General features: G+C 73.3%; 29 protein-coding genes. 4 read left to right on the plus strand and 25 right to left on the minus strand.

Features of this window, described 5'->3' with window-relative positions:
• Positions 1-118: 118 nt before the first annotated feature.
• A complete protein-coding gene (locus ACSMHG_RS01195) occupies positions 119-478 on the plus strand; it encodes a DUF4190 domain-containing protein (RefSeq protein WP_435741506.1) in 360 nt (119 codons plus the stop codon).
• A 27-nt stretch (positions 479-505) separates the two neighbouring features.
• Here the strand turns inward: ACSMHG_RS01195 and ACSMHG_RS01200 are convergent, their stop codons facing one another.
• From ACSMHG_RS01200 to ACSMHG_RS01225, 6 genes are all read right to left on the minus strand, one after another.
• The gene (locus ACSMHG_RS01200) at positions 506-907 is read right to left on the minus strand and encodes a DUF2752 domain-containing protein (protein WP_435741507.1); all 402 of its coding nucleotides are present in this window, start codon (positions 905-907) and stop codon (positions 506-508) included.
• A 7-nt stretch (positions 908-914) separates the two neighbouring features.
• Positions 915-1,109, minus strand: coding sequence for an HGxxPAAW family protein (locus tag ACSMHG_RS01205; RefSeq protein WP_435741508.1), 195 nt, complete (start codon positions 1,107-1,109; stop codon positions 915-917).
• 71 nt (positions 1,110-1,180) lie between these two features.
• Positions 1,181-1,756 carry a Trp biosynthesis-associated membrane protein gene (locus ACSMHG_RS01210; RefSeq protein ID WP_435741509.1) on the minus strand — a complete coding sequence of 192 codons (576 nt, stop codon included), beginning with the start codon at positions 1,754-1,756 and terminating at the stop codon, positions 1,181-1,183.
• A complete protein-coding gene (hisI, locus tag ACSMHG_RS01215; protein WP_435741510.1) occupies positions 1,749-2,105 on the minus strand; it encodes a phosphoribosyl-AMP cyclohydrolase in 357 nt (118 codons plus the stop codon). Before hisI ends, ACSMHG_RS01210 begins: the two co-directional genes overlap by 8 nt.
• Before the next feature lie 70 nt (positions 2,106-2,175).
• Entirely contained in the window at positions 2,176-3,972 is a 1,797-nt protein-coding gene (locus tag ACSMHG_RS01220; protein ID WP_435741511.1) for an ABC transporter ATP-binding protein, read from the minus strand.
• Complete coding sequence (locus ACSMHG_RS01225) at positions 3,969-5,819, minus strand: ABC transporter ATP-binding protein (RefSeq protein ID WP_435741512.1); 1,851 nt, start codon at positions 5,817-5,819, stop codon at positions 3,969-3,971. Before ACSMHG_RS01225 ends, ACSMHG_RS01220 begins: the two co-directional genes overlap by 4 nt.
• Positions 5,820-5,938: 119 nt before the next feature.
• Here ACSMHG_RS01225 and ACSMHG_RS01230 point away from each other — a divergent pair, with 119 nt between their 5' ends.
• Positions 5,939-6,937 (plus strand): 5'-3' exonuclease, encoded by a 999-nt coding sequence (locus tag ACSMHG_RS01230; RefSeq protein WP_435741513.1) that lies wholly within the window; start codon positions 5,939-5,941, stop codon positions 6,935-6,937.
• 139 nt (positions 6,938-7,076) lie between these two features.
• On the opposite strand, the gene ACSMHG_RS01235 is transcribed toward ACSMHG_RS01230, so the two are convergent.
• Genes ACSMHG_RS01235 through hisD form a run of 7 tightly spaced genes read right to left on the minus strand, consistent with a single transcriptional unit; the run spans position 7,077 to position 12,803 of the window.
• Complete coding sequence (locus ACSMHG_RS01235) at positions 7,077-7,550, minus strand: MOSC domain-containing protein (RefSeq protein WP_435741514.1); 474 nt, start codon at positions 7,548-7,550, stop codon at positions 7,077-7,079.
• The gene (gene hisF, locus ACSMHG_RS01240; protein ID WP_435741515.1) at positions 7,547-8,308 is read right to left on the minus strand and encodes an imidazole glycerol phosphate synthase subunit HisF; all 762 of its coding nucleotides are present in this window, start codon (positions 8,306-8,308) and stop codon (positions 7,547-7,549) included. Before hisF ends, ACSMHG_RS01235 begins: the two co-directional genes overlap by 4 nt.
• On the minus strand, positions 8,305-9,048 hold the full coding sequence (gene priA / locus ACSMHG_RS01245) for a bifunctional 1-(5-phosphoribosyl)-5-((5-phosphoribosylamino)methylideneamino)imidazole-4-carboxamide isomerase/phosphoribosylanthranilate isomerase PriA (protein WP_435741516.1): 744 nt from the start codon (positions 9,046-9,048) through the stop codon (positions 8,305-8,307). Before priA ends, hisF begins: the two co-directional genes overlap by 4 nt.
• Positions 9,045-9,764, minus strand: a complete 720-nt coding sequence (gene hisH, locus ACSMHG_RS01250) for an imidazole glycerol phosphate synthase subunit HisH (protein ID WP_435741542.1) — start codon at positions 9,762-9,764, stop codon at positions 9,045-9,047. Before hisH ends, priA begins: the two co-directional genes overlap by 4 nt.
• Positions 9,761-10,369 (minus strand): imidazoleglycerol-phosphate dehydratase HisB, encoded by a 609-nt coding sequence (gene hisB, locus ACSMHG_RS01255; protein WP_435741517.1) that lies wholly within the window; start codon positions 10,367-10,369, stop codon positions 9,761-9,763. The genes hisH and hisB overlap by 4 nt, the downstream gene beginning before the upstream one ends.
• Positions 10,366-11,505, minus strand: a complete 1,140-nt coding sequence (locus ACSMHG_RS01260) for a histidinol-phosphate transaminase (protein WP_435741518.1) — start codon at positions 11,503-11,505, stop codon at positions 10,366-10,368. The genes hisB and ACSMHG_RS01260 overlap by 4 nt, the downstream gene beginning before the upstream one ends.
• Positions 11,502-12,803, minus strand: coding sequence for a histidinol dehydrogenase (gene hisD / locus ACSMHG_RS01265; RefSeq protein WP_435741519.1), 1,302 nt, complete (start codon positions 12,801-12,803; stop codon positions 11,502-11,504). Before hisD ends, ACSMHG_RS01260 begins: the two co-directional genes overlap by 4 nt.
• 91 nt (positions 12,804-12,894) lie before the next feature.
• Between hisD and ACSMHG_RS01270 the strand changes: the two genes are divergently transcribed.
• Together ACSMHG_RS01270 and ybaK are read left to right on the plus strand one after the other, a co-directional pair.
• The gene (locus tag ACSMHG_RS01270) at positions 12,895-13,560 is read left to right on the plus strand and encodes an LON peptidase substrate-binding domain-containing protein (protein ID WP_435741520.1); all 666 of its coding nucleotides are present in this window, start codon (positions 12,895-12,897) and stop codon (positions 13,558-13,560) included.
• A gap of 10 nt (positions 13,561-13,570) precedes the next feature.
• On the plus strand, positions 13,571-14,101 hold the full coding sequence (gene ybaK / locus ACSMHG_RS01275; protein WP_435741521.1) for a Cys-tRNA(Pro) deacylase: 531 nt from the start codon (positions 13,571-13,573) through the stop codon (positions 14,099-14,101).
• A 13-nt stretch (positions 14,102-14,114) separates the two neighbouring features.
• On the opposite strand, the gene ACSMHG_RS01280 is transcribed toward ybaK, so the two are convergent.
• From ACSMHG_RS01280 to ftsZ, 12 genes are all read right to left on the minus strand, one after another.
• Positions 14,115-14,663, minus strand: a complete 549-nt coding sequence (locus ACSMHG_RS01280) for a hypothetical protein (protein ID WP_435741522.1) — start codon at positions 14,661-14,663, stop codon at positions 14,115-14,117.
• A complete protein-coding gene (dnaE, locus tag ACSMHG_RS01285; protein ID WP_435741523.1) occupies positions 14,648-18,208 on the minus strand; it encodes a DNA polymerase III subunit alpha in 3,561 nt (1,186 codons plus the stop codon). Before dnaE ends, ACSMHG_RS01280 begins: the two co-directional genes overlap by 16 nt.
• 201 nt (positions 18,209-18,409) lie before the next feature.
• Complete coding sequence (locus ACSMHG_RS01290; protein WP_435741524.1) at positions 18,410-19,117, minus strand: GNAT family N-acetyltransferase; 708 nt, start codon at positions 19,115-19,117, stop codon at positions 18,410-18,412.
• Positions 19,104-20,039, minus strand: a complete 936-nt coding sequence (locus tag ACSMHG_RS01295; RefSeq protein ID WP_435741525.1) for an RluA family pseudouridine synthase — start codon at positions 20,037-20,039, stop codon at positions 19,104-19,106. The genes ACSMHG_RS01290 and ACSMHG_RS01295 overlap by 14 nt, the downstream gene beginning before the upstream one ends.
• Positions 20,036-20,539 carry a signal peptidase II gene (gene lspA, locus ACSMHG_RS01300; RefSeq protein ID WP_435741527.1) on the minus strand — a complete coding sequence of 168 codons (504 nt, stop codon included), beginning with the start codon at positions 20,537-20,539 and terminating at the stop codon, positions 20,036-20,038. The genes ACSMHG_RS01295 and lspA overlap by 4 nt, the downstream gene beginning before the upstream one ends.
• 44 nt (positions 20,540-20,583) lie before the next feature.
• Positions 20,584-21,018, minus strand: a complete 435-nt coding sequence (locus tag ACSMHG_RS01305) for a TraR/DksA family transcriptional regulator (protein WP_435741528.1) — start codon at positions 21,016-21,018, stop codon at positions 20,584-20,586.
• A 191-nt stretch (positions 21,019-21,209) separates the two neighbouring features.
• Positions 21,210-21,959 carry a DivIVA domain-containing protein gene (locus ACSMHG_RS01310; protein ID WP_435741529.1) on the minus strand — a complete coding sequence of 250 codons (750 nt, stop codon included), beginning with the start codon at positions 21,957-21,959 and terminating at the stop codon, positions 21,210-21,212.
• A 118-nt stretch (positions 21,960-22,077) separates the two neighbouring features.
• Positions 22,078-22,371 carry a YggT family protein gene (locus ACSMHG_RS01315; RefSeq protein WP_435741530.1) on the minus strand — a complete coding sequence of 98 codons (294 nt, stop codon included), beginning with the start codon at positions 22,369-22,371 and terminating at the stop codon, positions 22,078-22,080.
• 7 nt (positions 22,372-22,378) lie between these two features.
• The gene (locus tag ACSMHG_RS01320) at positions 22,379-22,906 is read right to left on the minus strand and encodes a cell division protein SepF (protein WP_435741531.1); all 528 of its coding nucleotides are present in this window, start codon (positions 22,904-22,906) and stop codon (positions 22,379-22,381) included.
• A gap of 58 nt (positions 22,907-22,964) precedes the next feature.
• Positions 22,965-23,675 carry a YggS family pyridoxal phosphate-dependent enzyme gene (locus tag ACSMHG_RS01325; RefSeq protein WP_435741532.1) on the minus strand — a complete coding sequence of 237 codons (711 nt, stop codon included), beginning with the start codon at positions 23,673-23,675 and terminating at the stop codon, positions 22,965-22,967.
• A complete protein-coding gene (locus ACSMHG_RS01330; protein WP_435741533.1) occupies positions 23,672-24,403 on the minus strand; it encodes a purine nucleoside phosphorylase YfiH/LACC1 family protein in 732 nt (243 codons plus the stop codon). Before ACSMHG_RS01330 ends, ACSMHG_RS01325 begins: the two co-directional genes overlap by 4 nt.
• A gap of 4 nt (positions 24,404-24,407) precedes the next feature.
• On the minus strand, positions 24,408-25,640 hold the full coding sequence (gene ftsZ, locus ACSMHG_RS01335) for a cell division protein FtsZ (RefSeq protein ID WP_435741534.1): 1,233 nt from the start codon (positions 25,638-25,640) through the stop codon (positions 24,408-24,410).
• Between the last annotated feature and the right edge of the window lie 98 nt (positions 25,641-25,738).

The following is a 25,738-nucleotide window of genomic DNA, read 5'->3' on the forward strand; positions in this document are numbered from 1 at the left end:
TACCGGACGGCGGTCTGCCTCCCCCAAGTCTGTCACGAGCGGCGATAGGGTCCGGCCACCGGCCGGGCGACGAGACCCGGCCACCTCACCACGTCCCCGCGACAGGAGCCTGCCTGCCATGAGCTACCCCGACCCGCCGCCCCCGCCGCCCGGTTCCTACGGCGGCGGTGGCACGCCGTACGGCAACGGCCCGAGCCAGGGCGGGATGCGCGAGCACCCCCGCGGCACCACGATCCTCATCCTGGGCATCCTCAGCATCGTCTGCTGCGGCCTCTTCACCGGCATCCCGGCCATCGCCATGGGCCGGTCGGCCACCGCGGAGATCGACGCCCGGCCGCACGAGTACTCCAACGCCGGGACCGTGAAGGCCGGCTACATCTGCGGCATCATCGGCACCGCCCTGTCGGTGCTCGGCCTGCTGCTGTGGATCGTCGTCGCCGTGCTGGGTGTGGCCAGCAGCTCCGCGGCCGGCTTCTGAGCCATGCGCCCTGGCCCCGCGCCGGGGTCAGGGCGCCAACCAAGCGCCGGCGGGCAGGTTGCGCACGAGGGTGAACCCGACCACCAGCGCGAGCGCCGCGTAGCCGGCGGGGCCGACGAGCAGCGCCGAGGTGTCGCGGCGGGTGCCCCGCCACCGGTCGACCGTCCAGACCACGAGGGCGAGCGCCGCGAAGGGGAGGGCGAGCACGAGCAGCAGGTTGCTCGAGGCCGCCTCGGCCAGCTGCCCGTGGGTGAGGTCGTTGACCGCGCGGAGCGCCCCGCACCCCGGGCAGGCCAGGCCCAGCGCGGCCGTGGGGCAGAGCCCCCAGGCGCCGGGCTCGTGCGGGTCGCGCAGGCGCAGCGCCACCGTGGCGAGGACGCCGCCGGCCAGGACCGCCGCCGGCGCGAGCAGCCGCTGACGGCGGGCCATGGAAGCCTCAGCCGTGCAGGCCGAGCTTGTCCATGACGACGAAGAGGACCAGCGACCCGATGGCGAGGCCGACGCCCACCCAGAAGAGGATCCAGTTGACCGGGCTGAACATGAGCCCGATGCCCCCCACCACGAAGCCGATGAGGGCCACCACGACGGCGCTCCAGGCCGCGGGAGTGTTGCCGTGGTTGTCAGCGGACATGCAGTGCTCCTCGGGTGGTGCTGGTGCCGGTCGTTCGTGCTGGTGCCGATCCTAGGGCGTCAGCCGGTCGGTCACGCGGTCGGGTCGTGCCCGTCGTCCATGGCTCGCCACAGCTCGAGGTTGCTCGCCTCGCCGGGCTCGACCGGCGCCCGGCCCGCCGCGGGGCCGTCGTAGCGGCTGCCCATCTCGGGCCACTGCGGCACCAGCAGCACGGCGGAGACGCCCGCCACGAGCGCGAGGACCGCACCGGCGGCCGAGGCCCAGAACCAGCCGGTGTGGCCGACCCCGGCCGCGCCGGCCAGGGCCAGGTCGGATCCCCGCACGGCCTCGGCGGTGGTGGACCACCCGATCACCACCGCCGCTACCACGCCGGCCGCGGCGACGGCGCCGAGCACGGCGACCGCCCGGCGTACCCGGCCGCGGCTGACGAGCACGACGCCCCAGCAGGCGAGCACCACCAGCGCCGCGGCGGTGGCGGACGGCATCTCCCCGGCGTCGGTCAGGGCGTAGCTGGCCGCCACAGCGTGGTCGCCGCCCTGCGCGACCGCCCACGGCCGGGTGCCGCCGACAGCGGCGAGGGTGCCGCCCGCCAGGCCGGCGAGCACCACCGGTCCGAAGGCGCGACGGCCGCGGGACTGGTCAGGCACGAGGGGCCTGGGCCAGGAGGAGGTCGGCGTCGAAGCAGGTCCGGTCGCCGGTGTGGCAGGCGACGCCCTCCTGGTCGACCTTCAGCAGGAGCGTGTCGCCGTCGCAGTCCAGGCGGACCTCCTTGACCCACTGGACGTGGCCGGACGTCTCGCCCTTCACCCAGTACTCCTGGCGGGACCGGCTCCAGTACGTCGCGCGCCCCGAGGTGAGCGTGCGCTGCAGGGCCTCGTCGTCCATCCAGCCGAGCATCAGCACCTCGCCGGTGTCGTGCTGCTGCACCACCGCGGGCACCAGCCCGTCGGCGGTGCGCTTGAGGCGGGCGGCGATGGCGGGATCGAGGGAGCTCACCGGTCCAGTATCCCGCCTGCCGACCGTGCCGGACTCCCACCTCGACCGTGCAGGTGTGCCACCTCGACGGTCACCGGGCTTGCTGGGCGATCCAGGAGGCGTGGAGACCGGCGTAGACGCTCCCGGCCTGGCCGACCAGCTCGGCGTGCGGACCGCGCTGGACCACCCGCCCGCGGTCGACCACGATGACCTCGTCGGCGTTCTCGGCGGTGGAGAGCCGGTGCGCGATGGTCACGGACGTGCGACCGCGCATCAGGCGCTCCAGGGCGCGGCCGATGCGCATCTCCAGGGCCGGGTCGACGGCGCTCGTCGCCTCGTCCAGGACCAGCAGGTCGGGGTCGGCGAGGTGCGCGCGGAGCAGCGCGACCAGCTGCCGCTCCCCCGCCGACAGCGACTCGCCGCGCTGGCCGACCGGCGTCTCGAGGCCGCGCGGGAGGCCCGCCAGCCAGTCGCCGAGCCCGAGCTCCTCGGCACTCGCGCGGATCTCCTCGTCGGTGGCCTCCAGGCGGCCGTACCGCACGTTCGCGGCCAGCGTGTCGTCGAAGAGGAAGCCCTCCTGGGGCACCAGGACCACGCTGCGCCGCAGGGAGGAGGCCGCGATCTCGCGGACGTCGACCCCGTCGAGCAGCACCCGGCCCTCGGCGGGGTCCATCAGCCGGGTCAGCAGCTTGGCGATGGTCGACTTGCCCGAGCCGGTCTCGCCGACCACGGCCACGCGGGTGCCGGCGGCGATCGCGAGGTCGATGTCCTGCAGGACGGGAGGGCCGCTCGGGTAGGCGAACCCGACGTGCTCGAAGCGCACGTCGATGGGGCCGCGCGGCAGGGTCGCGCCCTGCTCGCCGGGGTCGACGAAGTCGGCAGGCGTCTCGAGGATGCCGATCACCCGGCGCCAGCCGGCGATGGCGTTCTGGGCGTCGGTGAGAATCTGGGTGCCCATCTGCACCGGGCCGACGAAGAGGGTGACCAGGAAGGCGAACGCGAGGACCTGCCCGGCGGTGATGTCCCCGGACCACAGCCGGCCCTGACCCAGCCAGATGCCGACGATGAGCACGCCGGCGTTGGCGAGGCCGGCGGAGACGCCACCGAGCGAGAAGGAGACGGCGGTGAAGCCCTGCGCGCGGGTGCTGGCGACGCGGTGGGCGTCGATCGCCTCGTCGATCCGCTGCTGGGTGCGGTGCTCCACGGCATAGGAGCGGACCACCGCCGCACCGACGACGGGCTCGGAGACGGCCGAGAGCATGGCGCCCACCTGCCGGCGGACCGTCCCGTAGGCGTCGGAGAGCTTGCGCTGGAAGTAGCGCAGGGAGAGGAAGAGGGGCGCGAAGCAGAGCCACACCACCAGGGCCAGCTGCCAGCTGTAGACCACCATCACCACGGTGGCGACCAGGACCTGGCCGACGGAGACGACGAAGAGCAGGCCGCCGAAGACGAGGAACTGGCTGACCTGGTCCACGTCGCTCGTCACCCGGCTCACCAGGGCGCCGCGCCGCTCGGTGTTCTGGGTGAGCAGGGGCAGGTCGTGGACGTGGCGGAACGCCTTGATCCGCAAGGTGGCCAGCCCCCGCTCGGCGGTGGCGAAGAGGCGCCCGGTCATGGCGTACGACGCCCAGCTGGTGACCACGACGGCGACCGCCGCGGCCACGCCGGTCCACACGGTGAACGAGACGTCGGGCCCGCCGGGGGCGTTGACGCCCCGGTCGAGGGTCTGCTGGACCGCGATGGGCACCACCACCTGCCCGAGCGAAGCGAGGACGGCGAGGAGCAGGGTGCCCCAGATGCCCTCCTTGAGCTCCGGGGAGAAGTGCACGCCCCGGCGCAGCGTGCGGAGGGCGCCGATCTGCTCGCCGGTGTCGAGGACCGTGCTCACGTGCGCACCTCGCTGTCCTCGCCGCTCGTCTCGGCGCTGGTGTCGCCGACCGTCGGGTCCCCGTCGTGCTCCTGCTCGTAGGCGTTGACGAGCCGGGCGTAGGCGGGGCTCCGGGCGAGCAGCTCCTGGTGCGTGCCCCGGTCGGCCACCCGGCCACCGGACAGGTGGACCACCTCGTCGGCGAGCGCGATCGTGGCCTTGCGGTAGGCGACCACCACGAGCGTCGGTCCGTCGCCGCTCTCGTCGCGGAGGGCGGCGAGGATCCGCGCCTCCACCTCGGGGTCGACCGCCGACGTGGCGTCGTCGAGCACCAGCAGCCGGGGCCGGCGCACCAGGGCCCGGGCCAACGAGATCCGCTGCCGCTGGCCGCCGGAGAGCGAGGTCCCCCGCTCCCCGAGCCGGCTGTCGAGCCCGTGGTCGAGGGCTGCGACGAAGCCGTCGGCCTGTGCCGCCCGGAGCGCTGCCCACACCACCTCGTCGGCGACGTCGGCGCCCAGGGTGACGTTGCCGCGGACGGTGTCGTCGAAGAGGAACGGCGTCTGGGCGACCACGGCGACCGCCTCGGCCAGCTGGCCGCGGGCGAGGTCGCGCAGGTCGGTGCCGTCGAGGAGGATCCGCCCCTCGTCCGGGTCGACCAGGCGGCTCAGCAGCGCGGTGAGCGTGCTCTTGCCGGAGGCGGTGGCGCCGACGAGGGCGACCGTGCGGCCGGGCGCCACGTCGAAGGTCACGTCACGCAACAGCCGCTGGCCGGGTGCGTAGGAGTACGCGACCCGCTCGACCGAGAGCGCCGCGCCGCGGGGCGCCCCACCCGCCGCGCCGACCGTCCGGTCGCCGTACGGCATCTCGCCGGTGGCGTCGAGGACCCGGCGCACCCGGCGGTAGCCGACCACGCTGCGGGGGAACTCGCCGAGCAACCAGCCGATGGAGCGGATCGGGAACGAGACGATGGTCAGGAGGTAGGCCACCGTCACCACGTCGCCGGCATCGGTGGCGCCGCTGAGGACGCGCGAGACGCCCACGGCGAGCACCACGAGCACGCCGAGGTTCGGCAGTGCCGCCAGCGCCGGGTCGAACGCTGCGCGGATCCGGCCGGCGCGGATGGCCACGTCGCGCAGCTCGTGGGCCCGGGCCGCGAACCGCTCGGTCTCCTCCGACTCGCGACCGAGCGTCTTGACCACCATCGCCCCGTCGAACGACTCGTGGGCGATCTCGCTGACCTCGGCGCGCAGCTGCTGGGCGCGGGTCATCCAGCCCTGGGCGAGGCGCTGGTAGGCGATGTTGACGACGATGACGGCCGGGAAGATCAGCAGCCCGACCATCGCCAGGACGAGGTCGGCCAGGAGCATCTGGATGACGGCGATGACCATCATCGCCACCGTCCCCACCGCCATCGGAAGCGGCGCGATCGGGCCCCAGGCGGCCTCGACGTCGGCGTTGGCGTTGGAGAGCAGCTGGCCGGTCGGGTGCCGCTGGTGCCACTCCATCGGGAGGGTGAGGTACTGCCGGGTCACCGCCCGGCGCGTGTGCGCCTGCATGCGGTACTGCATGACCCCGGCACCGAGGCGACGCGCCACGATGCCCACCGCGCGCAGCAGCGCGACGCCGAGGAAGAGCGCGAGCACCGCCAGCAGCATGTCGCCGCCGACCTCGCCCTCCTCGAAGGCCGGCAGCACGACGTTGTCGGTCGCCCAGCCGAGGACCCACGCGTCGGCCACGGTGAGCGCGCCGAACAGCACGCTGCCCAGCGTCGAGAGGGTGAAGACCACCGGCTCCCGCTTGATCGCCACCCACAGCACGCCGAAACCGGCGGTCGTCGACCCGCGGCCCTGATCCTGCTCGTCCGTCACCCGCTCCTGCTTCCCTCGCTCCGGGGCTCAAACCCCGCCGCCGCGCCACGATATTCCCGTGCCGTCCAGGTGGCTTCCCCGCCACCCGCGCCGGCCGGGCCGGTGCCTAGGCTCGGGGCATGTCGTCCACGGCGAGCGAGAGACGCCTGCTCCTGGCGGTCGACGCGCCGTCGCTGCTCCACCGCAACCACCACGCCCGGCTCGGCACGGAGCTCCGCGACCGGGGCGGGCGGCCCGCGTGGGCGCTGCACGGGATGCTCCGGCAGATCCTCGAGGTGGTCGACCGGTTCGCCCCGGACGCGGTGGTCTTCGGGCTCGACGACCGGCGCCGGTCGGTCCGCGAGGAGCGCTACCCGGCGTACAAGGCCGGCCGTGCCCCGAAGGACGCCGCGCTGGTGGAGCAGCTGGAGCGGGCCGGCGCCCTGATCGACGCGCTCGGCCTGCACAGCCTCACCCCGCCGGGCCTCGAGGCCGACGACGTCAACGCCTCGGCGGCGGCCTGGGCGGTCCGCTCGGACTGGGACTGCGTGCTGGTGACCTCCGACCGGGACTCCTTCGCCCACATCAGCGACCACACCCGCGTGCTGCGCCTCATCGACGGCGGCGTCGAGGCCTCGCCGCTCCTCGACCCCCGGCGGCTGCGCACCATGTACGGCGTCGCCGCGGAGAACTACCTGGCCTTCGCCGCGCTGCGCGGCGACCCGAGCGACAACCTGCCGGGCGTGCCCGGCATCGGTGAGCGCACGGCGCCGCTGCTGCTGGAGCACCTGGGCTCCATGGCCGCGGTCTGGGCCGACATCGACCACTGTGGCGGGGCGAACCTCGTGGCCGCCCTGGACTCCTGGTGCGAGGAGGCGGGCGTCGCCCGGATCGGGCGGCGGGTCCTGTCCCGGCTGGCGGCGCCCGAGGCCCGGGAACGCTACGAGTTCAACGTCTCGATGATGGCCGGCCGGACCGACCTCGACCTCGGCCTCTCCCCCGACGTGCCCGGCTCGCCCGGCCTGCTCCCGCTCGACGCGGACCGCGTGGCCCGCGTGGTCGGCCACCTCGGCGTGCCGGCCACCACCGACCTGGCCCTGCGGGTGCTCACCGAGCCTCCGGCCTCCGCCGGACGGTGACCCGCCCCGGCGACCACGACGACCCCCGAAATCACTCAGGGCCGCCGGCACTGCCGGCGGCCCTGTGTGTTGCCCCTCCCCAGGAGCAAGTCCGACGCCCATTCTGCCCGACGCGGCTCAAGACCGGCCGCGACTCTCCTCAAGACCGCCGCAGGTCCGGACCCGGGTCGACCGGGTCGACCGGGTCGACCGGGTCGACGGGGTCGCCCAGCCGCACGGGGCCCGAGGAGAGCGCACGCAGGATGGAGCCGCCCCGCCGCCGGAGCGCGGCGGCGCCGCCCGGGCCCATCGAGGTCTCCATGACCCGGCAGGGCGCCGCGACCCGCACCACCTCGAGCAGCACGTCGCCGACCCGCAACCGGACGCCGGGCGCGGTCGGCACCGCCCCCTCGTCCACCGTGACGGTACGGCGCGTGGCCTCGGGCGGCACGGCGCGCCCGAGCTCCGCGGCCGCTGCGGCGAGGTCCTCGTCGGACTGCAGGGAGACGTGCCGATGGCGGGTGCCGAACCAGCGGTCACCGACGACCCCGCGGCCGGCCTCGACGTCGATCCGGTCGACCGCGACCATCGGGGCGTGCCGGACCGGCGCCACGTGGAGCGCCGTGACGATCACCGGACCGGGTGGCCGGCCCCGGCGAGCGCCTGCTTGACCTCGCCCACCCGGAGGGTGCCGAAGTGGAAGACCGTGGCGGCGAGGACCGCGTCGGCTCCGGCGTCGACCGCGGGCGGGAAGTGCTCGACCCGCCCCGCACCACCGGAGGCGATCACGGGCACCGCGACCTCCCGGCGTACCGCGCGGATCAGCTCGAGGTCGAAGCCGTCCTGGGTGCCGTCGGCGTCCATGGCGTTGAGCAGGATCTCCCCTGCCCCGAGCTCCGCGGCCTGCGCCGCCCACTCGACGGCGTCGAGGCCGGCCGAGGTCCGGCCACCGTGCGTGGTCACCTCGAAGCCGGACGGGGTGCCGGCGGCACGGCGGGCGTCGACGGAGAGCACCAGCACCTGGTTGCCGAAGCGGTGGGCCACCTCGGCGAGCAGCTGCGGGCGGCGGATGGCGGCGGTGTTGACGGCCACCTTGTCGGCCCCCGCGCGCAGCAGCCGGTCGACGTCCTCGACCGAGCCCACGCCGCCCCCGACGGTCAACGGGATGAAGACCTGCTCGGCGGTGGAGGAGACGATCTCCATCGTGGTCGACCGCCCCTCGTGGGAGGCGGAGATGTCGAGGAAGGTGAGCTCGTCGGCGCCCTCGGCGTCGTAGAGCTTGGCGAGCTCGACGGGGTCACCGGCGTCGCGGAGGTTCTCGAAGTTGACGCCCTTGACCACCCGGCCGGCGTCGACGTCGAGGCACGGGATGACCCGGACGGCCAGCGTCACGCTGGGCCCCTGGCCGCGCCCTTGGTCAGGGCCAGGGCGTCCTCGAGGGTGAACCGGCCCTCGTAGAGCGCGGTCCCCGCGATCGCGCCCTCGACGCCCTCGGGCACCAGGTCCATCAGGGCCCGGATGTCGTCGAGGGTGGTCACCCCGCCCGAGGCCACGACCGGCCGGTCGGTGGCCGCGCACACGTCGCGCAGCAGCTGCAGGTTCGGCCCCTGCAGCATGCCGTCCTTGTTGACGTCGGTGACGACGTACCGCGCGCACCCCTCGACGTCCAGGCGCGCGAGGGTCTCGTAGAGGTCGCCGCCCTCCTGCGTCCAGCCGCGAGCCGCGAGCGTGCGCCCGCGGACGTCGAGGCCGATCGCGACGCGGTCGCCGTGCTCGGCGATCACCCGCGCGCACCACTCCGGCTGCTCGAGCGCGGCGGTGCCGATGTTGACCCGCCGGCAGCCGGTCGCCAGCGCCGCCTCGAGCGACTCGTCGTCGCGGATGCCACCGCTCATCTCGACGTCGATGTCGAGGGCGCCGACGATCTCCGCCTGGAGCTCGCGGTTGGAGCCGCGGCCGAACGCCGCGTCGAGGTCGACGAGGTGGAGCCACTCCGCACCCGCGTCTTGCCACCGGCGGGCCGCGGCGACCGGGTCGCCGTAGGCCCGCTCGGAGCCGGCGACGCCCTGGGTGAGCTGGACGGCGCGGCCCTCGGTGATGTCGACGGCGGGCAGCAGCTGGAGGTGGGTCATCGGGCTTCCTTCGGGGACGTCGGGCGGGGGGCACGGCGCAGCGAGTCGACCCAGTTGCGCAGCAGCGCCGCTCCCGCGTCACCGGACTTCTCGGGATGGAACTGGGTGGCGGTCAGCGGGCCGTTCTCGACGGCGGCCACGAACCGGTCGCCACCCTCCTCGGCCGCGCCGGTCCGTGCCCAGGTGACCAGGGGCGCGCGGGTCCGGTCGTTGGTGACCAGCCGCCAGTCGCGCACGCCGTAGGAGTGGACGAAGTAGAACCGCTCGTCCTCGATGCCGGCGAAGAGGGTCGAGCCCTCGGGCACCTCGACGGTGTTCCAGCCCATGTGCGGCACCACGGGCGCCTGGAGCTTCTCCACGACCCCCGGCCACTCGTCGCACCCGTCGGCCTCCACGCCGTGCTCGACGCCGCGGCCGAAGAGGACCTGCATGCCGACGCAGATGCCGAGCACCGGACGGCCACCGGCCAGCCGGCGGCCGATGAGCCGGTCGCCCTTGACCGCCCGCAGCCCCGCCATGCAGGCCGCGAACGCGCCCACCCCGGGGACGAGGAGCCCGTCGGCGGCCAGGCAGGTGGCGAAGTCGGAGGTCAGCTCGACGTCCGCACCGGCCCGCTCGACGGCGCGCACCACGGAGCGGAGGTTCCCCGACCCGTAGTCGAGGACGGCGACGGTCGGGCCCTCGCCGGACGACCGGGGCGTCGGCTCGCTGGTCAGAGCGCCCCCTTGGTCGACGGGATGCCGGTCTCGCGCGGGTCGAGCGCGACGGCGTCGCGGAACGCGCGCGCGAAGGCCTTGAACTGCGTCTCGACGATGTGGTGCGGCTCGCGGCCGGCGAGCACCCGCACGTGCAGCGCGAAGTGGCCGTGGAAGGCGATCGACTCGAAGACGTGCTGGGTGAGCGACCCCAGGTAGGCAGGCGTGCTGCCGCCGAGCTGGACGTACTGCTGGCCCTCGGGCTCGCCGGTGTGGACGCAGTAGGGCCGCCCGGAGACGTCGACGACCGCGTGGACCAGCGCCTCGTCGAGGGGCACGGTGGCGTCGCCGAACCGGCGGATGCCGACCTTGTCGCCCAGTGCCTGGCGCAGCGCCTGGCCGAGCGCGATCGCGGTGTCCTCGGTCGTGTGGTGGGCGTCGATCCAGTGGTCACCCTCGGACTGCACGGTCAGGTCGACCAGGCTGTGCCGCGCGAAGGCGGTGAGCATGTGGTCGTAGAAGCCGATGCCGGTGGACACCTCGTGGCGGCCGCTGCCGTCGAGGTCGACCTCGACCAGCACCTTCGACTCGCTGGTCTGCCGCTCGATCCGTGCTGTCCTGCTCATGCCTCGACCTCTTCCCGTTCGACCCGTTCCCCGGCCCGTCCCATGACACCGACGAGCGCCTGCTTGAACGCCGCCATGTCCTCGGCTGTTCCGATCGAGACCCGCAACCATCCCGGCGGGCCCACCTCCCGGACGAGCACGCCGGCGTCCACCAGACCCTGCCAGACGCCGTGGCGGTCGGCGAAGGTGCCGAACAGCACGAAGTTCGCGTCGCTGTCGGCCACCCGCAGCCCCCGGTCGCGCAGCCAGTCGACCGTGCGGTCCCGCTCGGCGCGCAGGTCGTCGACCCGGCCGAGCAGCTCGGGCGCGTGCCGCAGGGCCGCCAGGGCAGCCGCCTGGGTCAGGGAGGAGAGGTGGTACGGCAGCCGGACCACGCGGATCGCGTCGCAGACGGCTGGGTCGGCCGCGAGGTAGCCCAGCCGCAGGCCGGCGCCCGCGAAGGCCTTGCTCATCGTGCGGGTGACCACGAGGTTCCGGTGCGCCGGCAGGAGCTCCAGCGCGCTGGGCACCCCGGCACGCCGGAACTCGCCGTACGCCTCGTCGACCACCACGAGCCCCTGCGGCTCGTACGACGCGGCCGCCTCGCACAGCACGGTGACCGCCTCCGGCGGCAGCGCCGTGCCGGTCGGGTTGTTCGGCGAGGGCAGCAGCACGACGCTGGGCCGGTGCTCGCGCACCAGCGCCGTCGCGGCGTCGAGGTCGAGGGAGAAGTCGTCCTCGCGGCGGCCCTGGACCCACGCGGTCGAGGTGTCGCGGGCGTACTCGGGGTACATCGAGTACGTCGGCGCGAAGCTCAGCGCGCTGCGTCCGGGCCCGCCGAAGGCCTGCAGCAGCTGGAGCATGACCTCGTTGGAGCCGTTGGCCGCCCAGACCTGGTCCACACCGACGCCGTGCGGGGTGTCGCGGGAGAGGTACTCCGCCAGGGCTGTGCGCAGCGCGACGTGCTCGCGGTCGGGGTAGCGGTGCAGCTCGCGCGCGGCCCCGGCCACCGAGGCGGCGATGTCGGCGACGCACGCCTCGGAGGGGCCGTACGGGTTCTCGTTGGTGTTGAGCCGGACCGGTACGTCGAGCTGGGGCGCGCCGTACGGCTCGAGGCCACGCAACTCCTCCCGGATCGGCGGGAAGCCGCCGCTCATCGGTCGGCGAACCGCACGCGCACCGCCGCGCCGTGACCGGGCAGGTCCTCGGCCTCGGCGAGCGTGACGACGTGGTCGGCGACCTCGGCGAGCGCCTCGCGCGAGTAGTCGACGACGTGCACCGACTTGGTGAAGGCGCGGACCGAGAGCCCGGAGGAGTGGCAGGCGCACCCGCCGGTCGGCAGCACGTGGTTGGACCCCGCGCAGTAGTCACCGAGGCTCACGGGGGCGTGGGGGCCGACGAAGATCGCGCCGGCGTTGCGCACCCGTGCGGCCCAGGCGGCGGCGTCCTCGGTGTGGATCTCGAGGTGCTCGGCGGCGTAGGCGTCCACGACGGCCAGGCCCTGCTCCAGGTCGTCGACCAGCACGATCCCCGACTGGCGGCCGTCGAGGGCGGTGCGGATCCGGTCGGTGTGCTTGGTGGCGGAGACCTGCTTGTCCAGCTCGGCCTCCACGTCGGCGGCCAGCCGCTCCGAGGGGGTGACCAGCACCGACCCGGCCAGCGGGTCGTGCTCGGCCTGGCTGATGAGGTCGGCGGCGACGTAGGCCGCGTCCGCCGTGTCGTCGGCCAGGATCGCGATCTCCGTGGGCCCGGCCTCGGAGTCGATGCCGACCTTGCCCTTGAGCAGCCGCTTGGCCGTGACGGTGTAGATGTTGCCCGGGCCGGTGACCAGGTCCACCCGCTCGCACGGACCGGTGCCGTGGGCGAACATCGCGATCGCCTGCGCACCGCCGACGGCGTAGACCTCCTCGACGCCGAGCAGCGCGCACGCCGCCAGGATCGTCGGGTGCACCGCGCCCCCGAACTCGCGCTGCGGCGGCGAGGCGAGCGCGATCGACTCCACCCCGGCCACCTGGGCGGGCACGACGTTCATCAGCACGCTGGAGACCAGCGGTGCCAGGCCTCCGGGGACGTAGAGGCCGACGCGGCGGATGGGAACCTTCCGGTGCACGACCCGCGCGCCCGGGCCGAGGTCGGTGGTCGCGTCCTGCTCGAGCTCGTTCTCGCAGGTCGCGCGGAGCCGGCGCACGGACTCCTCGAGCGCCGCGCGGATCGAGGGGTCGAGCTCCCCGAGCGCCCGCGTCGTGGCTCCCGGGGGGACGCGGAGGTCGTCGAGCTCCACGCCGTCGAACTCGCGGGCGTACTCCTTGATCGCCTCGACGCCCCGCGTGCGGACCGCCTCGCAGATCGCATGCACCGCCGGCACCGCCGCCTCGACGTCGAAGTCGGCCCGGGGCACGACGTCGCGGTAGTCGACGGGACCGGTGGCCCCGCGCAGGTCGATGCGGCGGATCATGCCCCCGATCCTACGGTTCCGGCCGGGGCGTCCTCGAACCGCCGACGCTGCGTGGACCACACGGCGTACCGGGGTGCCCTACTGTCGTGACGTGACCGACACGCTGCCGATGTTCCCGCTCAACGCGGTGCTCGTCCCCGGCCTCAGCGTGCCGCTGCACGTCTTCGAGGACCGGTACCGCGCCCTGGTCCACCACCTCCTGCGGGTCGAGGACCCGACCGAGCGGGTCTTCGGGTCGGTCGGCATCCGCGAGGGCTACGAGGTCGGCGACCACGGCGCGCAGTCGCTCTACCGGGTCGGGGTCAAGGCCCAGCTGACCGAGGTCGAGGCGCACCCCGACGGGACCTTCGACATCGTGGCCGTCGGCCTGGACCGGATCGCCCTCGAGCGCCTCGACTCCTCCGGGCCGTTCCCCGTCGGCCACGTGCACGAGCGGCCCGAGGTGCTCGGCGAGGCGCCCGAGGTCGTGCTCGAGCAGGCCCGCGCGACCTTCTCGGCGTACCGGGCGGCGCTCGCCGAGGTCCGCGCCGACCCCTACGAGGGGTCGCTGCCCCGCGACGCGGCGTACCTGTCCTGGACGCTGGCGGCCTGCGCACCGCTCCCCATGCCCGACCGCCAGTCGCTGCTGGAGGTCGACGACCCGGCCGAGCGGCTGATCCTGGTCACCGACCTGCTCCGCAGCGAGCTGCGTGCCATGAACGTCATCCCGTCGCTGCCGGCGACCGACGTGGCGCGCACCCGCTGGTCGCCGAACTGAGCGTCGCCTGATGGGGAAGAAGGGGAGGTCCCGGGCGGGCGGCACACCGGCGACGGTCGCCCTGACCGCGGCCGGCGTGGAATTCACGACCCACGAGTACGTCCACGACCCGCGGGCCGCGTCGTACGGCCTCGAGGCCGCCGAGGCGCTCGGTCAGTCACTGGGTCTGGACCCGGCGTGCGTCCTGAAGACCCTGATGGTGAGGGCCGACCCGTCGGCGGGGCCCGGTGGCGGTGGGTGGCTCGCGGTCGGCATCGTCCCGGTCGACCGGCAGCTCGACCTCAAGGCGGTGGCGCGCGCCGTGGGCGCCGGCAAGGCGGTGATGGCCGACGTGGCCGCGGCCGAGCGCGCCACCGGGTACGTCGCCGGCGGCATCTCGCCGGTCGGGCAGAGACGCGCCCACCCGACCGTGGTGGACGAGTCGGTGCTCGCGCACCCGAAGGTCTACGTCTCCGGCGGGCGGCGCGGCCTGGACCTCGGCCTCTCCCCCGGCGACCTGGTCGCCGCGACGTCCGCGGTCGTGGCGGCGATCAGCCGCTGACGGTCGGCCCGCCTCAGCGGGACGGTGGCCGCTTCGTGGTCGTCAGGAAGACCACGGCCATGCCGACCAGCGCGCCTCCCGGGAACGCCGCCCAGGCGTGCCGGACCTCGACGCTCAGCCGACCGGGCAGCACCGCTCCGTCCTCGGCCGTGCGCGCCCGCACCTCCGGGTCGGCCGGGCTCCACTCGAGACCGAGCCGCAGCATGACCAGGCCCGCCAGCGAGGCGCCGACCAGCACCGCGGCGAGCGTGACGAGCTCCGACCGGTCGAAGAGGAAGGCCGTCAGCGCCCCCACCAGGAAGCCGGCGAGCACGGCGACGAGGAGGTAGAGGCCGGTGCCGGAGAACGCTCCGCGCAGCCCGTTCTCGTCGGTGAACCACTGGCCGTCGGAGACCACGCCCTCCGGCGGCGACCACAGCTGGAACCACACGACGCCGGCCAGCGCACCCGCGGCGAGGAAGATCGCGACGACGACCAGCGCCTCCACGACCGTGCCGCCGATCTCGGGCCGGGCCCCGCGCGTGGAGGTGCCGTCGACCGGCCCGGTCAGCTGGTCAGGCACCCGGGCCCCAGCAGCTGCTTGAGGTCCGCGAAGAGCGCCGGGCTCGGGGTCACCCGCAGCCGGTCGTCGAGCCGCATGACCTTGGTGGCCTCGCGGGTGAGCAGCCGGAGCCGGACCTCGGTCATCCCGGGGTGTGTCCCGAGGACGTCCTTGAGCTGTTCCACCACGGGACCAGTACACCGGGTGGACGGTAGCGAGATGACCACCGGCCCCGACGGCCCGTCGGAGATGTCGGGGACGGTCACCTCCTGGCCGTGCAGCTCGGGGGTGTCCTTGCTGCGGGAGAGCCGGCCCTTGACGGTGAGGATCGCGTCCTCGGTGAGGTAGGTGCTCGCGAGCTGGTAGGCGCTCGGGAACAGCAGCACGTCGATGGCGCCGTCGAGGTCCTCGAGGGTGATCATCGCCCACGCGTCGCCGCGCTTGGTGATCTTGCGCTGCACCGAGGTGACCAGGCCGCTGACGGTGATGACGGCACCGTCGGGGCGGTCCTCGTCGAGCACCAGCTGGCCGATCGTGCAGTCGGTGCCGTTGGCCAGCACGTGCTCCAGTCCCAGCAGCGGGTGGTCGGAGACGTAGAGGCCGAGCATGTCGCGCTCGTGGCTGAGCAGGGTCATCTTGTCCCACTCCTCCAGGTCCGGCACGGCCACCGAGATCCCGAAGCCGCCGCCGGCGCCCTCGTCGAGGCCACCGAAGAGCGAGTCCTGGCCGATCGCCTCGTTCCGCTTGATGTCGACGTACTGGTCGACGGCCGTCTCGTGGATCGCCACCAGCGCGCGCCGGCGGTGCTTCATGTCGTCGAAGGCCCCGGCCTTGACGAGCGACTCGATCACCCGCTTGTTGCAGACGTGCGCGGGCACCTTCTCCATGAAGTCGTTGAAGTCGGCGTAGCGACCCTTCTCCTCCCGCGCCGAGACGATGCCGTCGACGACGTTGGCGCCGACGTTGCGGACCGCGGTCAGGCCGAAGCGGATGTCGTGGCCGACCGGGGTGAAGTTGGAGGCGGACTCGTTGACGTCGGGCGGGAGCACCTGGATCTTCATCCGGCGGCACTCGTTGAGGTAGATCGCCGACTTGTCCTTGTCGTCCTTGACCGAGGTGAGCAGGGCGGCCATGTACTCGGCCGGGTAGTTGGCCTTGAGGTACGCCGTCCAGTACGAGACCAGGCCGTAGGCCGCCGAGTGCGCCTTGTTGAAGGCGTAGTCGGAGAAGGGCAGCAGGATGTCCCACAGCGTCTTGACCGCGGCCATCGAGTAGCCGCGCTCCTGCATGCCCGCCGAGAAGCCGGCGAACTGCTTGTCCAGCTCCTCCTTCTTCTTCTTGCCCATCGCGCGGCGCAGGATGTCGGCCTGTCCCAACGAGTAACCGGCGAGCTTCTGCGCGATCGCCATGACCTGCTCCTGGTAGACGATCAGGCCGTAGGTCTCGCCCAGGATGTCCGCGAGCGGCTCGGCCAGCTCGGGGTGGATCGCCTCGACCGGCTCACGCCCGGTCTTGCGCCGCGCGTACTTGTTGTGCGAGTCCGCGCCCATCGGGCCGGGTCGGTAGAGCGCGCCGACGGCCGAGATGTCCGCGAAGGTGTCGGGCCGCATGGAGCGCAGCAGCGCCCGCATCGGCCCGCCGTCGAGCTGGAAGACGCCCAGGGTGTCGCCCCGCTGGAGCAGGCGGTAGGTCACCTCGTCGGTCAGCGGCAGGTCCTCGAGCACCACCGTCTCGCCCCGGTTGGCCTCGATGTTCTTGATGGCGTCGTCGAGCACGGTGAGGTTCCGCAGCCCGAGGAAGTCCATCTTGATCAGGCCGAGGCCCTCGCAGGTGGGGTAGTCGAACTGCGTGATCATCGCGCCGTCCGCGGGGCGCTTGAGCATGGGGATGATGTCGAGCAGCGGCTCGCTGGACATGATCACGCCCGCGGCGTGGACGCCCCACTGCCGCTTGAGCCCCTCGATGCCGATGGCGGTGTCGACGACCTTCTTGACGTCGCCGTCCCCGTCGTAGAGCGACCGGAACTCGCCGCCCTCGCCGTACCGCTTGTGCTCGGGGTTGAAGATCTCCTGAAGCGGCACGTCCTTGCCCATCACCGCCGCCGGCATCGCCTTGGTGATCCGGTCACCCATGGCGAACGGGTAGCCCAGGATCCGGCTGGAGTCCTTGACGGCCTGCTTCGCCTTGATCGTGCCGTAGGTGATGATGTAGCTCACCCGGTCGTCGCCGTACTTCTCGGTGACGTACTTGATGACCTCGCCGCGCCGGCGCTCGTCGAAGTCGATGTCGAAGTCGGGCATCGAGACGCGGTCGGGGTTGAGGAACCGCTCGAAGATCAGCCCGTGCTCGAGCGGGTCGAGGTCGGTGATGCGCAGGGCGTAGGCGACCATCGATCCGGCACCCGAGCCGCGGCCCGGGCCGACCCGGATCCCGTGGTCCTTGGCCCAGCCGATGAAGTCGGCGACGACCAGGAAGTAGCCGGGGAAGCCCATCTGGGTGATGACGCCGAGCTCGAACTCAGCCTGCTCACGGACCCGGTCCGGCACGCCGTTGGGGTAGCGCCGCGACAGGCCGGTCTCGACCTCCTTGACCAGCCACGAGTCCTCGTTCTCCCCCGGTGGGCAGGGGAACTTCGGCATGAACTTGCCGGGCGCCTCGGAGAACTGCACGTCGCACCGCTCGGCGATCAGCAGCGTGTTGTCGCACGCCTCGCGCAGCTGGTACTTGTCGACCCACAGCGCCCGCATCTCCTCGGCGGACTTCAGGTAGTAGCCGTCACCGGAGAACGCGAACCGCTGGCCCGGCCCGTCGCCGGCCGGGATGTCCATCGTGGAGCCGGAGTTGATGCAGAGCAGGTGCTCCTGGGACTTGGCGTCCTCCCGCATGACGTAGTGGGAGTCGTTGGTGGCCAGGAGCGGGATCTGCAGGTCCTTGGCCAGGCGCAGCAGCCCGTCGCGCACCCGGTTCTCGATGTCGAGACCGTGGTCCATCAGCTCGAGGAAGTAGTTCTCCCGCCCGAGGATGTCCTGGAACTCACCGGCGACCTTGCGGGCGGCGTCGTACTGCCCGTAGCGCAGGTGGACCTGCACCTCGCCCGAGGGGCAGCCGGTGGTGCCGATGATCCCCTTGCTGTGCTGGGCGAGCAGCTCGCGGTCCATGCGTGGCTGCTTGAAGAACCCGTCGCGCCAGGCGCCGGTGGAGAGCCGGAACAGGTTGTGCATGCCCTCGGTCGACTCCGAGAGGAGCGTCATGTGGGTGTACGCACCACGCGCCGAGACGTCGTCCGGGCCGCCGTCGTAGAAGTTGACGCCCTTGCGCTCGAAGCGGCTGATGTTGGGGGCGAAGTAGGCCTCGATGCCGATGATCGGCTTCACCCCGGCTGCCTTGGCCTTGGTGTAGAACTCATAGGCGCCGAACACGTTGCCGTGGTCGGTCATCGCCACCGCCGGCATGCCGAGCTCCGCCGCGCGTCCGGTCAGGGCGCCGAGGCGGGCGGCTCCGTCGAGCATGGAGTACTCGGTGTGGACGTGCAGGTGGACGAACGAGTCCTGGGAGCCGGTCGACATCGGCGGCGGGAGCTCCTTCGAGATCGTGGCGGATGGGCAGCATCAGCCACCGGGTGGTGAGCCCGGCGTCGATCCTGGGGGAAGGACGTCAGGCTACTCGACGGCCGAGCCCGATGCTGGCACTCGGCGCCGACAGTCGGGGCCCGTGCCGACGCCGCCGCCGGGTCCCGCGGGCGCGTGCCGGCCGGCCTGTGGGCAGGGTCACCGAGCCGCGTCGAGCGAGGCGGTGACGATGGCGTCGACGACCGGCACCAGCCGGTCGACGCCCAGGGCGGGCGCGCGCCGCGCGAGCCGCTCGGCGACCTCGCGCTCGCGCCCCGGGTCGCGCGCCGGGTCGGCCTTGTGGGGCTGGATCGCGCGGGTGAGCGCCGCGCGTCGGGCCAGCAGCTCGCCGAGCTCGTCGTCGACCTCGTCGACCTGCCTGCGCAGGAAGCCGAGCGCGTCCCGCCCCGGCCAGGCCATCCGGATGTCGGGCGCGCGCTCCTCGTTGGCCGATCCGTCGGTCCGCTCGAGCTCGACCAGTCCCCGGCGGGCGTAGAAGGTCCGGGCCGGGCGGTTGGACTCGAAGACCCACAGCGAGAACCCGTCGGGGCGCAGCGCCTGGACGGCGCCGAGGAGCGCGGACCCGAGCCCGGAGCGCTGGGCGCCGGGTGCGACGTACAGGTCGTCGAGCCAGTCGCCCTTGACCTCGGCGAACCCCGTCACCCGGCCCTCGACCTCCGCGACCCACAGCTCGCGGCTGCCGTCGGCGAGGTCCAGCCCGCGCCAGTGGTCCCGCACCTCCTGCGGGGTCCGGGCGATCGGCGGCATCGCCGGCACGGCCGCTGCCCGCGCAGCGAGGTAGACCTCTCCGACCGCGACCAGGTCGGCGGGGGTGGCCGGCCGCAGCAGCGCCTCAGGCGGCGCCACGGATGACCTCGAGCGCGTCCGCGAGGTCCTGCGGGTACGTCGACCCGTAGCTGACCTGCTCGCCCGTCTCGGGGTGCTCGAAGCCCAGGCGCACCGCGTGCAGCCACTGCCGCTCCAGCCCCACCCGTCGAGCGAGCGTCGGGTCGGCGCCGTAGGTGAGGTCGCCGACGCAGGGGTGCTTGAGCGCAGCCATGTGCACCCGGATCTGGTGCGTGCGGCCGGTCTCCAGGTGGATCTCGAGGAGGCTGGCGAACCGGTGCGCCTCGAGCGTCCGGTAGTGCGTGACGCTCGCGCGCCCGTCGGCCATGACGGCGAACTTGTAGTCCGCCTTCGGGTGCCGACCGATCGGAGCGTCGACGGTGCCCTCGAGCGGATCGGGGTGGCCCTGCACGAGGGCGTGGTAGGTCTTGTCGACGGTGCGCTCGCGGAAGGCGTTCTTCAGCACCGAGTAGGCGTGCTCGGACTTGGCGATCACCATGACGCCGGAGGTGCCGACGTCGAGCCGCTGCACGATGCCCTGCCGCTCCGAGGCGCCACTGGTGGCGATCCGGAAGCCCGCGCCGGCGAGGTGGCCCACCACGGTGGGCCCCGACCAGCCGGGCGAGGGGTGCACCGCGACGCCGACCGGCTTGTCGATCACCACGATCGCGTCGTCGTCGTGGATGATCTTGATCCCCTCGACGACCTCCGGGACGACCTCGAGCGGGTCGGCCATGCTGGGGATGGCGACGTCGAGGGTGGCGCCCGGGAGCACGCGGTCGGACTTGCCGACGTCCGCGCCGTCCATCTGGACGTGCCCCGAGGCGATGAGCTCGGCGGCGCGGGTCCGCGAGACACCGAACATCCGCGCCATGGCGGCGTCGACCCGCTCCCCCGCGAGACCGTCGGGCACCGTGAGCGTCCGGTGGTCGATCTCGGTCACGAGGAGCCCTCCGCGTCCTCGGAGCCCTCGCGACCGCCGTCCACGCGCACCCCGCGGAAGGCCTGGACCAGGATCAGCCCCGCCGCGACGTTGATGCAGATGTCGGCGACGTTGAAGACCGGCCAGTTCGGCAGCATGAGGAAGTCGATGACATGGCCCCGCAGCGGTCCCGGCTCGCGCAGGAGCCGGTCGGTGAGGTTGCCCGCGACCCCCGCCAGGAGCAGGCCCAGCGCGACCGCCCACACACGGCTGCCGACGCGGCGCAGCAGCCACAGCACGACGACCACGGCCGCGATGGCGATGCAGGAGAGGACGACGGTGTACTCGGTGCCCGTGCTGAACGCCGCGCCCGGGTTGCGCACGAGGTGCAGGACGAGCAGGTCACCGACGACCTCGACGTCCGGCCGGTCGGCGAGGTGCTCGACGGCCAGCACCTTGGTGACCACGTCGGTCGCGTAGAGCACCGCGAAGACCACCGCGGCCAGGATACGCAGGTGCACCCTGCGGGGTCGCGGCCCGTCGTGCGGGCGACCGTCGGCGTCGCTCAGCGACGTTCCTCGCGCTGCTTGCATGTCATGCAGAGTGTCGCACGGGGGAAAGCCATCAGCCGCATCTTCCCGATCGGCTCACCGCACGACTCGCAGCGACCGTAGGTGCCGTCGGCGATCCGGCCGAGTGCGCGGTCGATCTGCGCCAGCTTGTCCCGCTCGAGCCCCAGCACGGTGAGCTCGTGGTCCCGTTCGAAGGACGAGGAGCCGACGTCGGCCTGGTCCTGGCCCGCGCCGTCGCCGGAGTCGCGCATGAGGCCCGAGACCTCGGTGTCGAGGCTCTCGACGATCCGGGCGCTGTGCTCGCGCTGGTCGTGCAGCTCGGCGACCACCTCGTCGACCTCCGCGGCGGTCCAGTCCTCCTCGCCCTCCTTGACGGCCAGGCTGGACGGCTTCGCCGGCTCCGCGGCCTTCTTCGTGCTCCGTGCCATCGGGGCCTCCTCGGGCCGATCGAGAGCGGTGACGGAGGGCCACCGCGCTGGCCGGAGGGTAGCCGAGCCCGCCGACGAGACCAACTGGGTGAGCCCCGGCGCGAGACAGCGGCACCGCCGGAGATGCCGGACGGCCGGTCCCCGCGTGATCGCGGGGACCGGCCGTCCGGTACGTCGTCAGGGCGAGCGGGTCAGCCCTCGTCCTCGCCGAGGATCGAGCGGAGGCGCTTGGGCGCCGGCTGCTCCTCGGCCGGTGCCGCGGTCTCGGCGTTGCCGAGCGCCTCCAGCTGCTGGGTGAAGTAGGTCTTCAGGCGCGAGCGGTACTCGCGCTCGAAGGAGCGGAGCGTCTCGACCTCGGTGTTGAGGCGGTCGCGCTCCCGCTCGAGCTCGCCGAACATCTGCTGGCGGCGCTCGGCGGTCTCGGAGTCGAGCATCTGCGCACGCTGGCGGGCGTCGGACTCGAGCCGGTCGGCCTTGGTCTTCGACTCCGACTCGAGCCGCTCCGCCTTGGTCCGCGCCTCGCCGACGATCTTGTCGGCCTCGTTCTTGGCCTCCTCGACGAGCTCGTCCGCGTTGCGGGTGGCGATCTCGAGCAGGCGGGCCGCCGCGTTCGACGCCTGGGGCACCGTCTCGACGCGGATCGTCTCCACCGGTCCACCGACGCTGGCCGCGACCGGCTGCGGGGCCGGCTCGGGAACGAGCGTGGGCTCGGGCGCCTGCTCGACCACCGGCGCCGGGGCGGGCTCCGGGGTCGCGATCGACTGGGTGCCCGACTGCGCCGAGGAGAGCTTCGCCCGGAGGTCGTCGTTCTCCTTCGTGAGCCGCGCGAGCTCGGCCTCCACCTCGTCGAGGAACTGGTCGACCTCACCCATGTCGTAGCCCTCGCGGAGCCGGACAGGAGTAAAGCGCTTGTTGCTCACGTCCTCAGGCGTCAGCGGCATGACCTCACCCAATTCGTTGTCGTGTCGGTTGTGGCAGGTGCGTGTGACTCGTGCTCCGCCGAACAATAGCGCTTGCCGTGGGACTGGTGTGACTCGGCGGAGCCGCTACCTGACCTGGTCAGGCGAAGAAGATCGCGCGGTTGACCTGCAGCAGCACGTAGGCGGAGATCATCACGATGATGAAGCTCAGGTCCAGCGCGATGCTCCCGAGGCGCAGCGGCGGGATGACCCGGCGCAGCGCCTTGATCGGCGGGTCCGTGGCCGAGTAGACCAGCTCCAGCGCCACCAGCAGGGGCCCCGTGGGGCTCCACGAGCGGGCGAAGACCTGCACCCAGTCGACGACGAAGCGCACCCACAACAGAGCGATGAACACCCAGAGGACGATCTCGATGATCGACCCGACTACCTCCACTGGCCCCTCAGCTCTGGTTGAAGAATCCGCCCTCGGCGATCCGCTGCTTGTCCTCCGCGGCGACGGAGACGTTCGGCGGCGAGAGCAGGAACACCTTGTTGGTGACCCGCTCGATCGTGCCACGAGTGGCAAAGACCAGGCCGGCAGCGAAGTCGACGAGACGCTTGGCGTCGGCGTCGTCCATCTCGGACAGGTTCATGATGACGGGGGTGCCCTCGCGGAAGTTCTCGCCCACGGTGCGCGCCTCGTTGTAGGTGCTCGGGTGCAGCGTCGTGATCCGGCTCAGCTCGGCCACGACGCCCACCGGCCCGGCCACGCCGGCCGCGCCCCCCGCGCCCCCCGCTACGGGACGGCGGCGCTCGGCGAGGTCGGCGACCGGCGCAGGACGCGCCTCGCGCATCCGGGTGGCGCCGCCGCGGGCAGCCACCGGGGCGGTCTCCTGCGTGTGGTAGTCGTCGCCGTCGTAGTCGTCGTACCGGCCGGTGTCCTCGAGCAGGCCGAGGTACTCGCCGATCCTGCGCATCGCGCCGCTCATGGGTGTGACCTTTCGGAACTCAGCGCCCGCTGGGGACGCTCATGGGTTGATGTGGACACTACTTCTTCACGGGCCTCGAACCGAGGACCGCGGACCCGACGCGCACGTGTGTCGCACCGGCCCGGACGGCGTGCTCCAGGTCGCCGGACATGCCGGCCGAGAGCCATCCGGCAGCGGGGTGCTCGGCGACGAGGCCGGCCCGGATCCGGTCGAGCCGCCCGAAGGCCTCGGCCGGGTCCGCCCCCAGCGGCGCGACCGCCATCAAGCCGCGCAACCGCAGGGAGGCCTCCCCCGCCACCCGGTCGGCCAAGGCGGGGAGCTCCGCCGGGTCGACCCCGGCCCGTCCCTCCGTGCCCGGCGGGTCGAGGCTGACCTGGAGGAGCACGTCGAGCGGCTCCGGCCGGTTCCCGGCGCCGCGAGCCAGCGGGCCGACGAGCTTGGGGCGGTCGACCGACTGCACCACCGAGGAGTACGCCGCGACCGCCGCCGCCTTGTTCGACTGGAGGCCACCGATGAAGTGCCACCTCAGCCCGAGGTCGTTGCACTCGGCCGCCTTCGCCTCCGCCTCCTGGTGCCGGTTCTCCCCGACGTCGGTGACCCCGAGGTCGGCGAGCAGCCGCACGTCGGACGCGGGGAAGAACTTCGTGACGACGACCAACGTCACCTCGTCGGGCTGCCGGCCCGCCTCGTCGCAGGCCGCGGCGATCCGTCCCCGGACCGCGGCGAGCCCGGCCGCCAGCTCCTGGCGTCGGTCGGCCACGGCGCTCATCCGGCTCTCCGCACGAGACCGGCCTGGCGCCCGGCGCCCCGGCCGTCGCGACGGTGCGAGTAGAGGTCCGGCGACTCGAGGGTGCAGCGCGCGACGTCGACCACCTCCACACCGGCACGGTCGAGCTGGGCACGGACACCGGCGCCGAGGTCCAGGGACGGTGTCCCCCAGGAGGTCGTGGCCTGCGTGGCCGGCTCCCGCTCCGCGACCTCCGCCTGCATGGCGGGAGGCACCTCGTAGCAGCGGCCGCAGACGTGCGGCCCGACCCAGGCGACGACCTCCGCGGCGCCCAGCTCCCGCATCCGCTCGACCACCGCCGGGACGACGCCCGCCGCGACGCCGGCCCGGCCGGCGTGCGCCGCGCCGACGACGGTGCCGCCGGCGAGCAGGACCGGCACGCAGTCCGCCGCCCGGACCATGAGGACGAGGTCGGTGCGCGTGGTCACGATGCCGTCCCCCGGCGCCCGGTCCACCGGCCCGTCGGCGACGACCACGTCGGCGCCGTGGACCTGGCGGAGGTCGGCCAGCGACCTGCGGTGCGCGAGGTCGGGCGCGAAGTCCGCCAGCACCCGCCGGTGGTTCTCGGCACGCGACTCCTCGGCGTCGTCGCCCTCGATCGCCAGGTTGAGCTCGTCGAAGGGCGCGGCACTGACCCCGCCGTACCGGTCGGTGAAGGCGAGCTCGACCGATTGGCCGGCGGGGCCGTGCGTGCTGCGGAAGGCGTACAAGGGCTTACTTCAGGAAGTCCGGGACGTCGAGGTCGTCGTCGTCGAACTGGACCTGCCGGGGCGCGGGCCGCTGGGCCGGCTGGGCGGGCTGGGCCGCCGGCCCGCCGTGCTGGCCGCCCTGCGGAGCGGGGCGCGCCGCTGCCCCGACCGGCTCCCGGCGCGGCTCCTCGCGGGGCGCGTCCTCGCCCCTGGCCGAGGCCAACGCCTGCGCGGCGTTGCGGGTCTCCTCCTGGCTCTGCTGCGGCCGGGGCTCGCGGCGCAGCACGGTCCCCTCGTCGCGGCGCTTCGGCGTACCGCCGTCGAAGCCCGCGGCGATGACGGTCACCCGCACCTCGTCACCGAGGGCGTCGTCGATGGTGGCGCCGAAGATGATGTTGGCCTCCGGGTGCACCGCCTGGGCGACCAGGGCGGCGGCCTCGTTGATCTCGAAGAGGCCGAGGTCGGAGCCGCCGGCGATCGAGAGCAGGACGCCGTGCGCGCCGTCGATGGAGGCCTCGAGCAGCGGGCTGGACACGGCCATCTCCGCCGCCGCGACCGAGCGGTCCTCACCGCGCGCGGAGCCGATGCCCATCAGCGCCGAGCCGGCGTTGGCCATCACCGACTTCACGTCCGCGAAGTCGAGGTTGATCAGCCCGGGGGTCGTGATCAGGTCGGTGATGCCGGAGACGCCCTGGAGCAGCACCTGGTCGGCCTGCTTGAAGGCGTCGAGCACCGAGACGTTCCGGTCGCTGATCGAGAGCAGCCGGTCGTTGGGGATGACGATGAGGGTGTCGACCTCCTCGCGGAGCGCCGCGATCCCCTCCTCGGCGGAGTTCGCCCGGCGGCGGCCCTCGAAGGCGAACGGCCGGGTGACGACGCCGATGGTCAGGGCACCGAGGGAGCGGGCGATGCGCGCGACGACCGGCGCGCCGCCGGTGCCCGTGCCACCACCCTCGCCGGCGGTCACGAAGACCATGTCGGCGCCCTTGATGACCTCTTCGATCTCGTCGGCGTGGTCCTCGGCAGCCCTCCCCCCGACGTCGGGGTTCGCGCCCGCACCGAGGCCGCGGGTGAGCTCGCGCCCGATGTCGAGCTTGACGTCGGCGTCGCTCATGAGGAGGGCCTGGGCGTCGGTGTTGATCGCGATGAACTCGACGCCCTTGAGGCCGACCTCGATCATCCGGTTGACGGCGTTGACGCCGCCACCGCCGATGCCCACGACCTTGATGATGGCCAGGTAGTTCTGTGCAGCTGCCACGGCGGCTTCGCCTTTCGATGGTCGGTCGGTGTGCTGTGCGGGGTGGTCCGGTGTGCCCGGCATGTCCGTGACGACGCGGCTTCGGCGTGTCCCACAAC

The sequence above is a fragment of the Nocardioides ureilyticus genome (assembly GCF_051280745.1).
GTDB lineage: Bacteria > Actinomycetota > Actinomycetes > Propionibacteriales > Nocardioidaceae > Nocardioides.

Coding starts and splice junctions, on each gene's coding strand:
- ACSMHG_RS01195 (WP_435741506.1), top strand. CDS start 119: ATGAGCTACCCCGACCCGCCGCCCCCGCCGCCCGGTTCCTACGGCGGC.
- ACSMHG_RS01200 (WP_435741507.1), bottom strand. CDS start 907: ATGGCCCGCCGTCAGCGGCTGCTCGCGCCGGCGGCGGTCCTGGCCGGC.
- ACSMHG_RS01205 (WP_435741508.1), bottom strand. CDS start 1,109: ATGTCCGCTGACAACCACGGCAACACTCCCGCGGCCTGGAGCGCCGTC.
- ACSMHG_RS01230 (WP_435741513.1), top strand. CDS start 5,939: ATGTCGTCCACGGCGAGCGAGAGACGCCTGCTCCTGGCGGTCGACGCG.
- priA (WP_435741516.1), bottom strand. CDS start 9,048: ATGACCCACCTCCAGCTGCTGCCCGCCGTCGACATCACCGAGGGCCGC.
- hisB (WP_435741517.1), bottom strand. CDS start 10,369: ATGAGCAGGACAGCACGGATCGAGCGGCAGACCAGCGAGTCGAAGGTG.
- ACSMHG_RS01260 (WP_435741518.1), bottom strand. CDS start 11,505: ATGAGCGGCGGCTTCCCGCCGATCCGGGAGGAGTTGCGTGGCCTCGAG.
- hisD (WP_435741519.1), bottom strand. CDS start 12,803: ATGATCCGCCGCATCGACCTGCGCGGGGCCACCGGTCCCGTCGACTAC.
- ybaK (WP_435741521.1), top strand. CDS start 13,571: ATGGGGAAGAAGGGGAGGTCCCGGGCGGGCGGCACACCGGCGACGGTC.
- dnaE (WP_435741523.1), bottom strand. CDS start 18,208: ATGTCGACCGGCTCCCAGGACTCGTTCGTCCACCTGCACGTCCACACC.
- ACSMHG_RS01305 (WP_435741528.1), bottom strand. CDS start 21,018: ATGGCACGGAGCACGAAGAAGGCCGCGGAGCCGGCGAAGCCGTCCAGC.
- ACSMHG_RS01310 (WP_435741529.1), bottom strand. CDS start 21,959: ATGCCGCTGACGCCTGAGGACGTGAGCAACAAGCGCTTTACTCCTGTC.
- ACSMHG_RS01320 (WP_435741531.1), bottom strand. CDS start 22,906: ATGAGCGGCGCGATGCGCAGGATCGGCGAGTACCTCGGCCTGCTCGAG.
- ACSMHG_RS01325 (WP_435741532.1), bottom strand. CDS start 23,675: ATGAGCGCCGTGGCCGACCGACGCCAGGAGCTGGCGGCCGGGCTCGCC.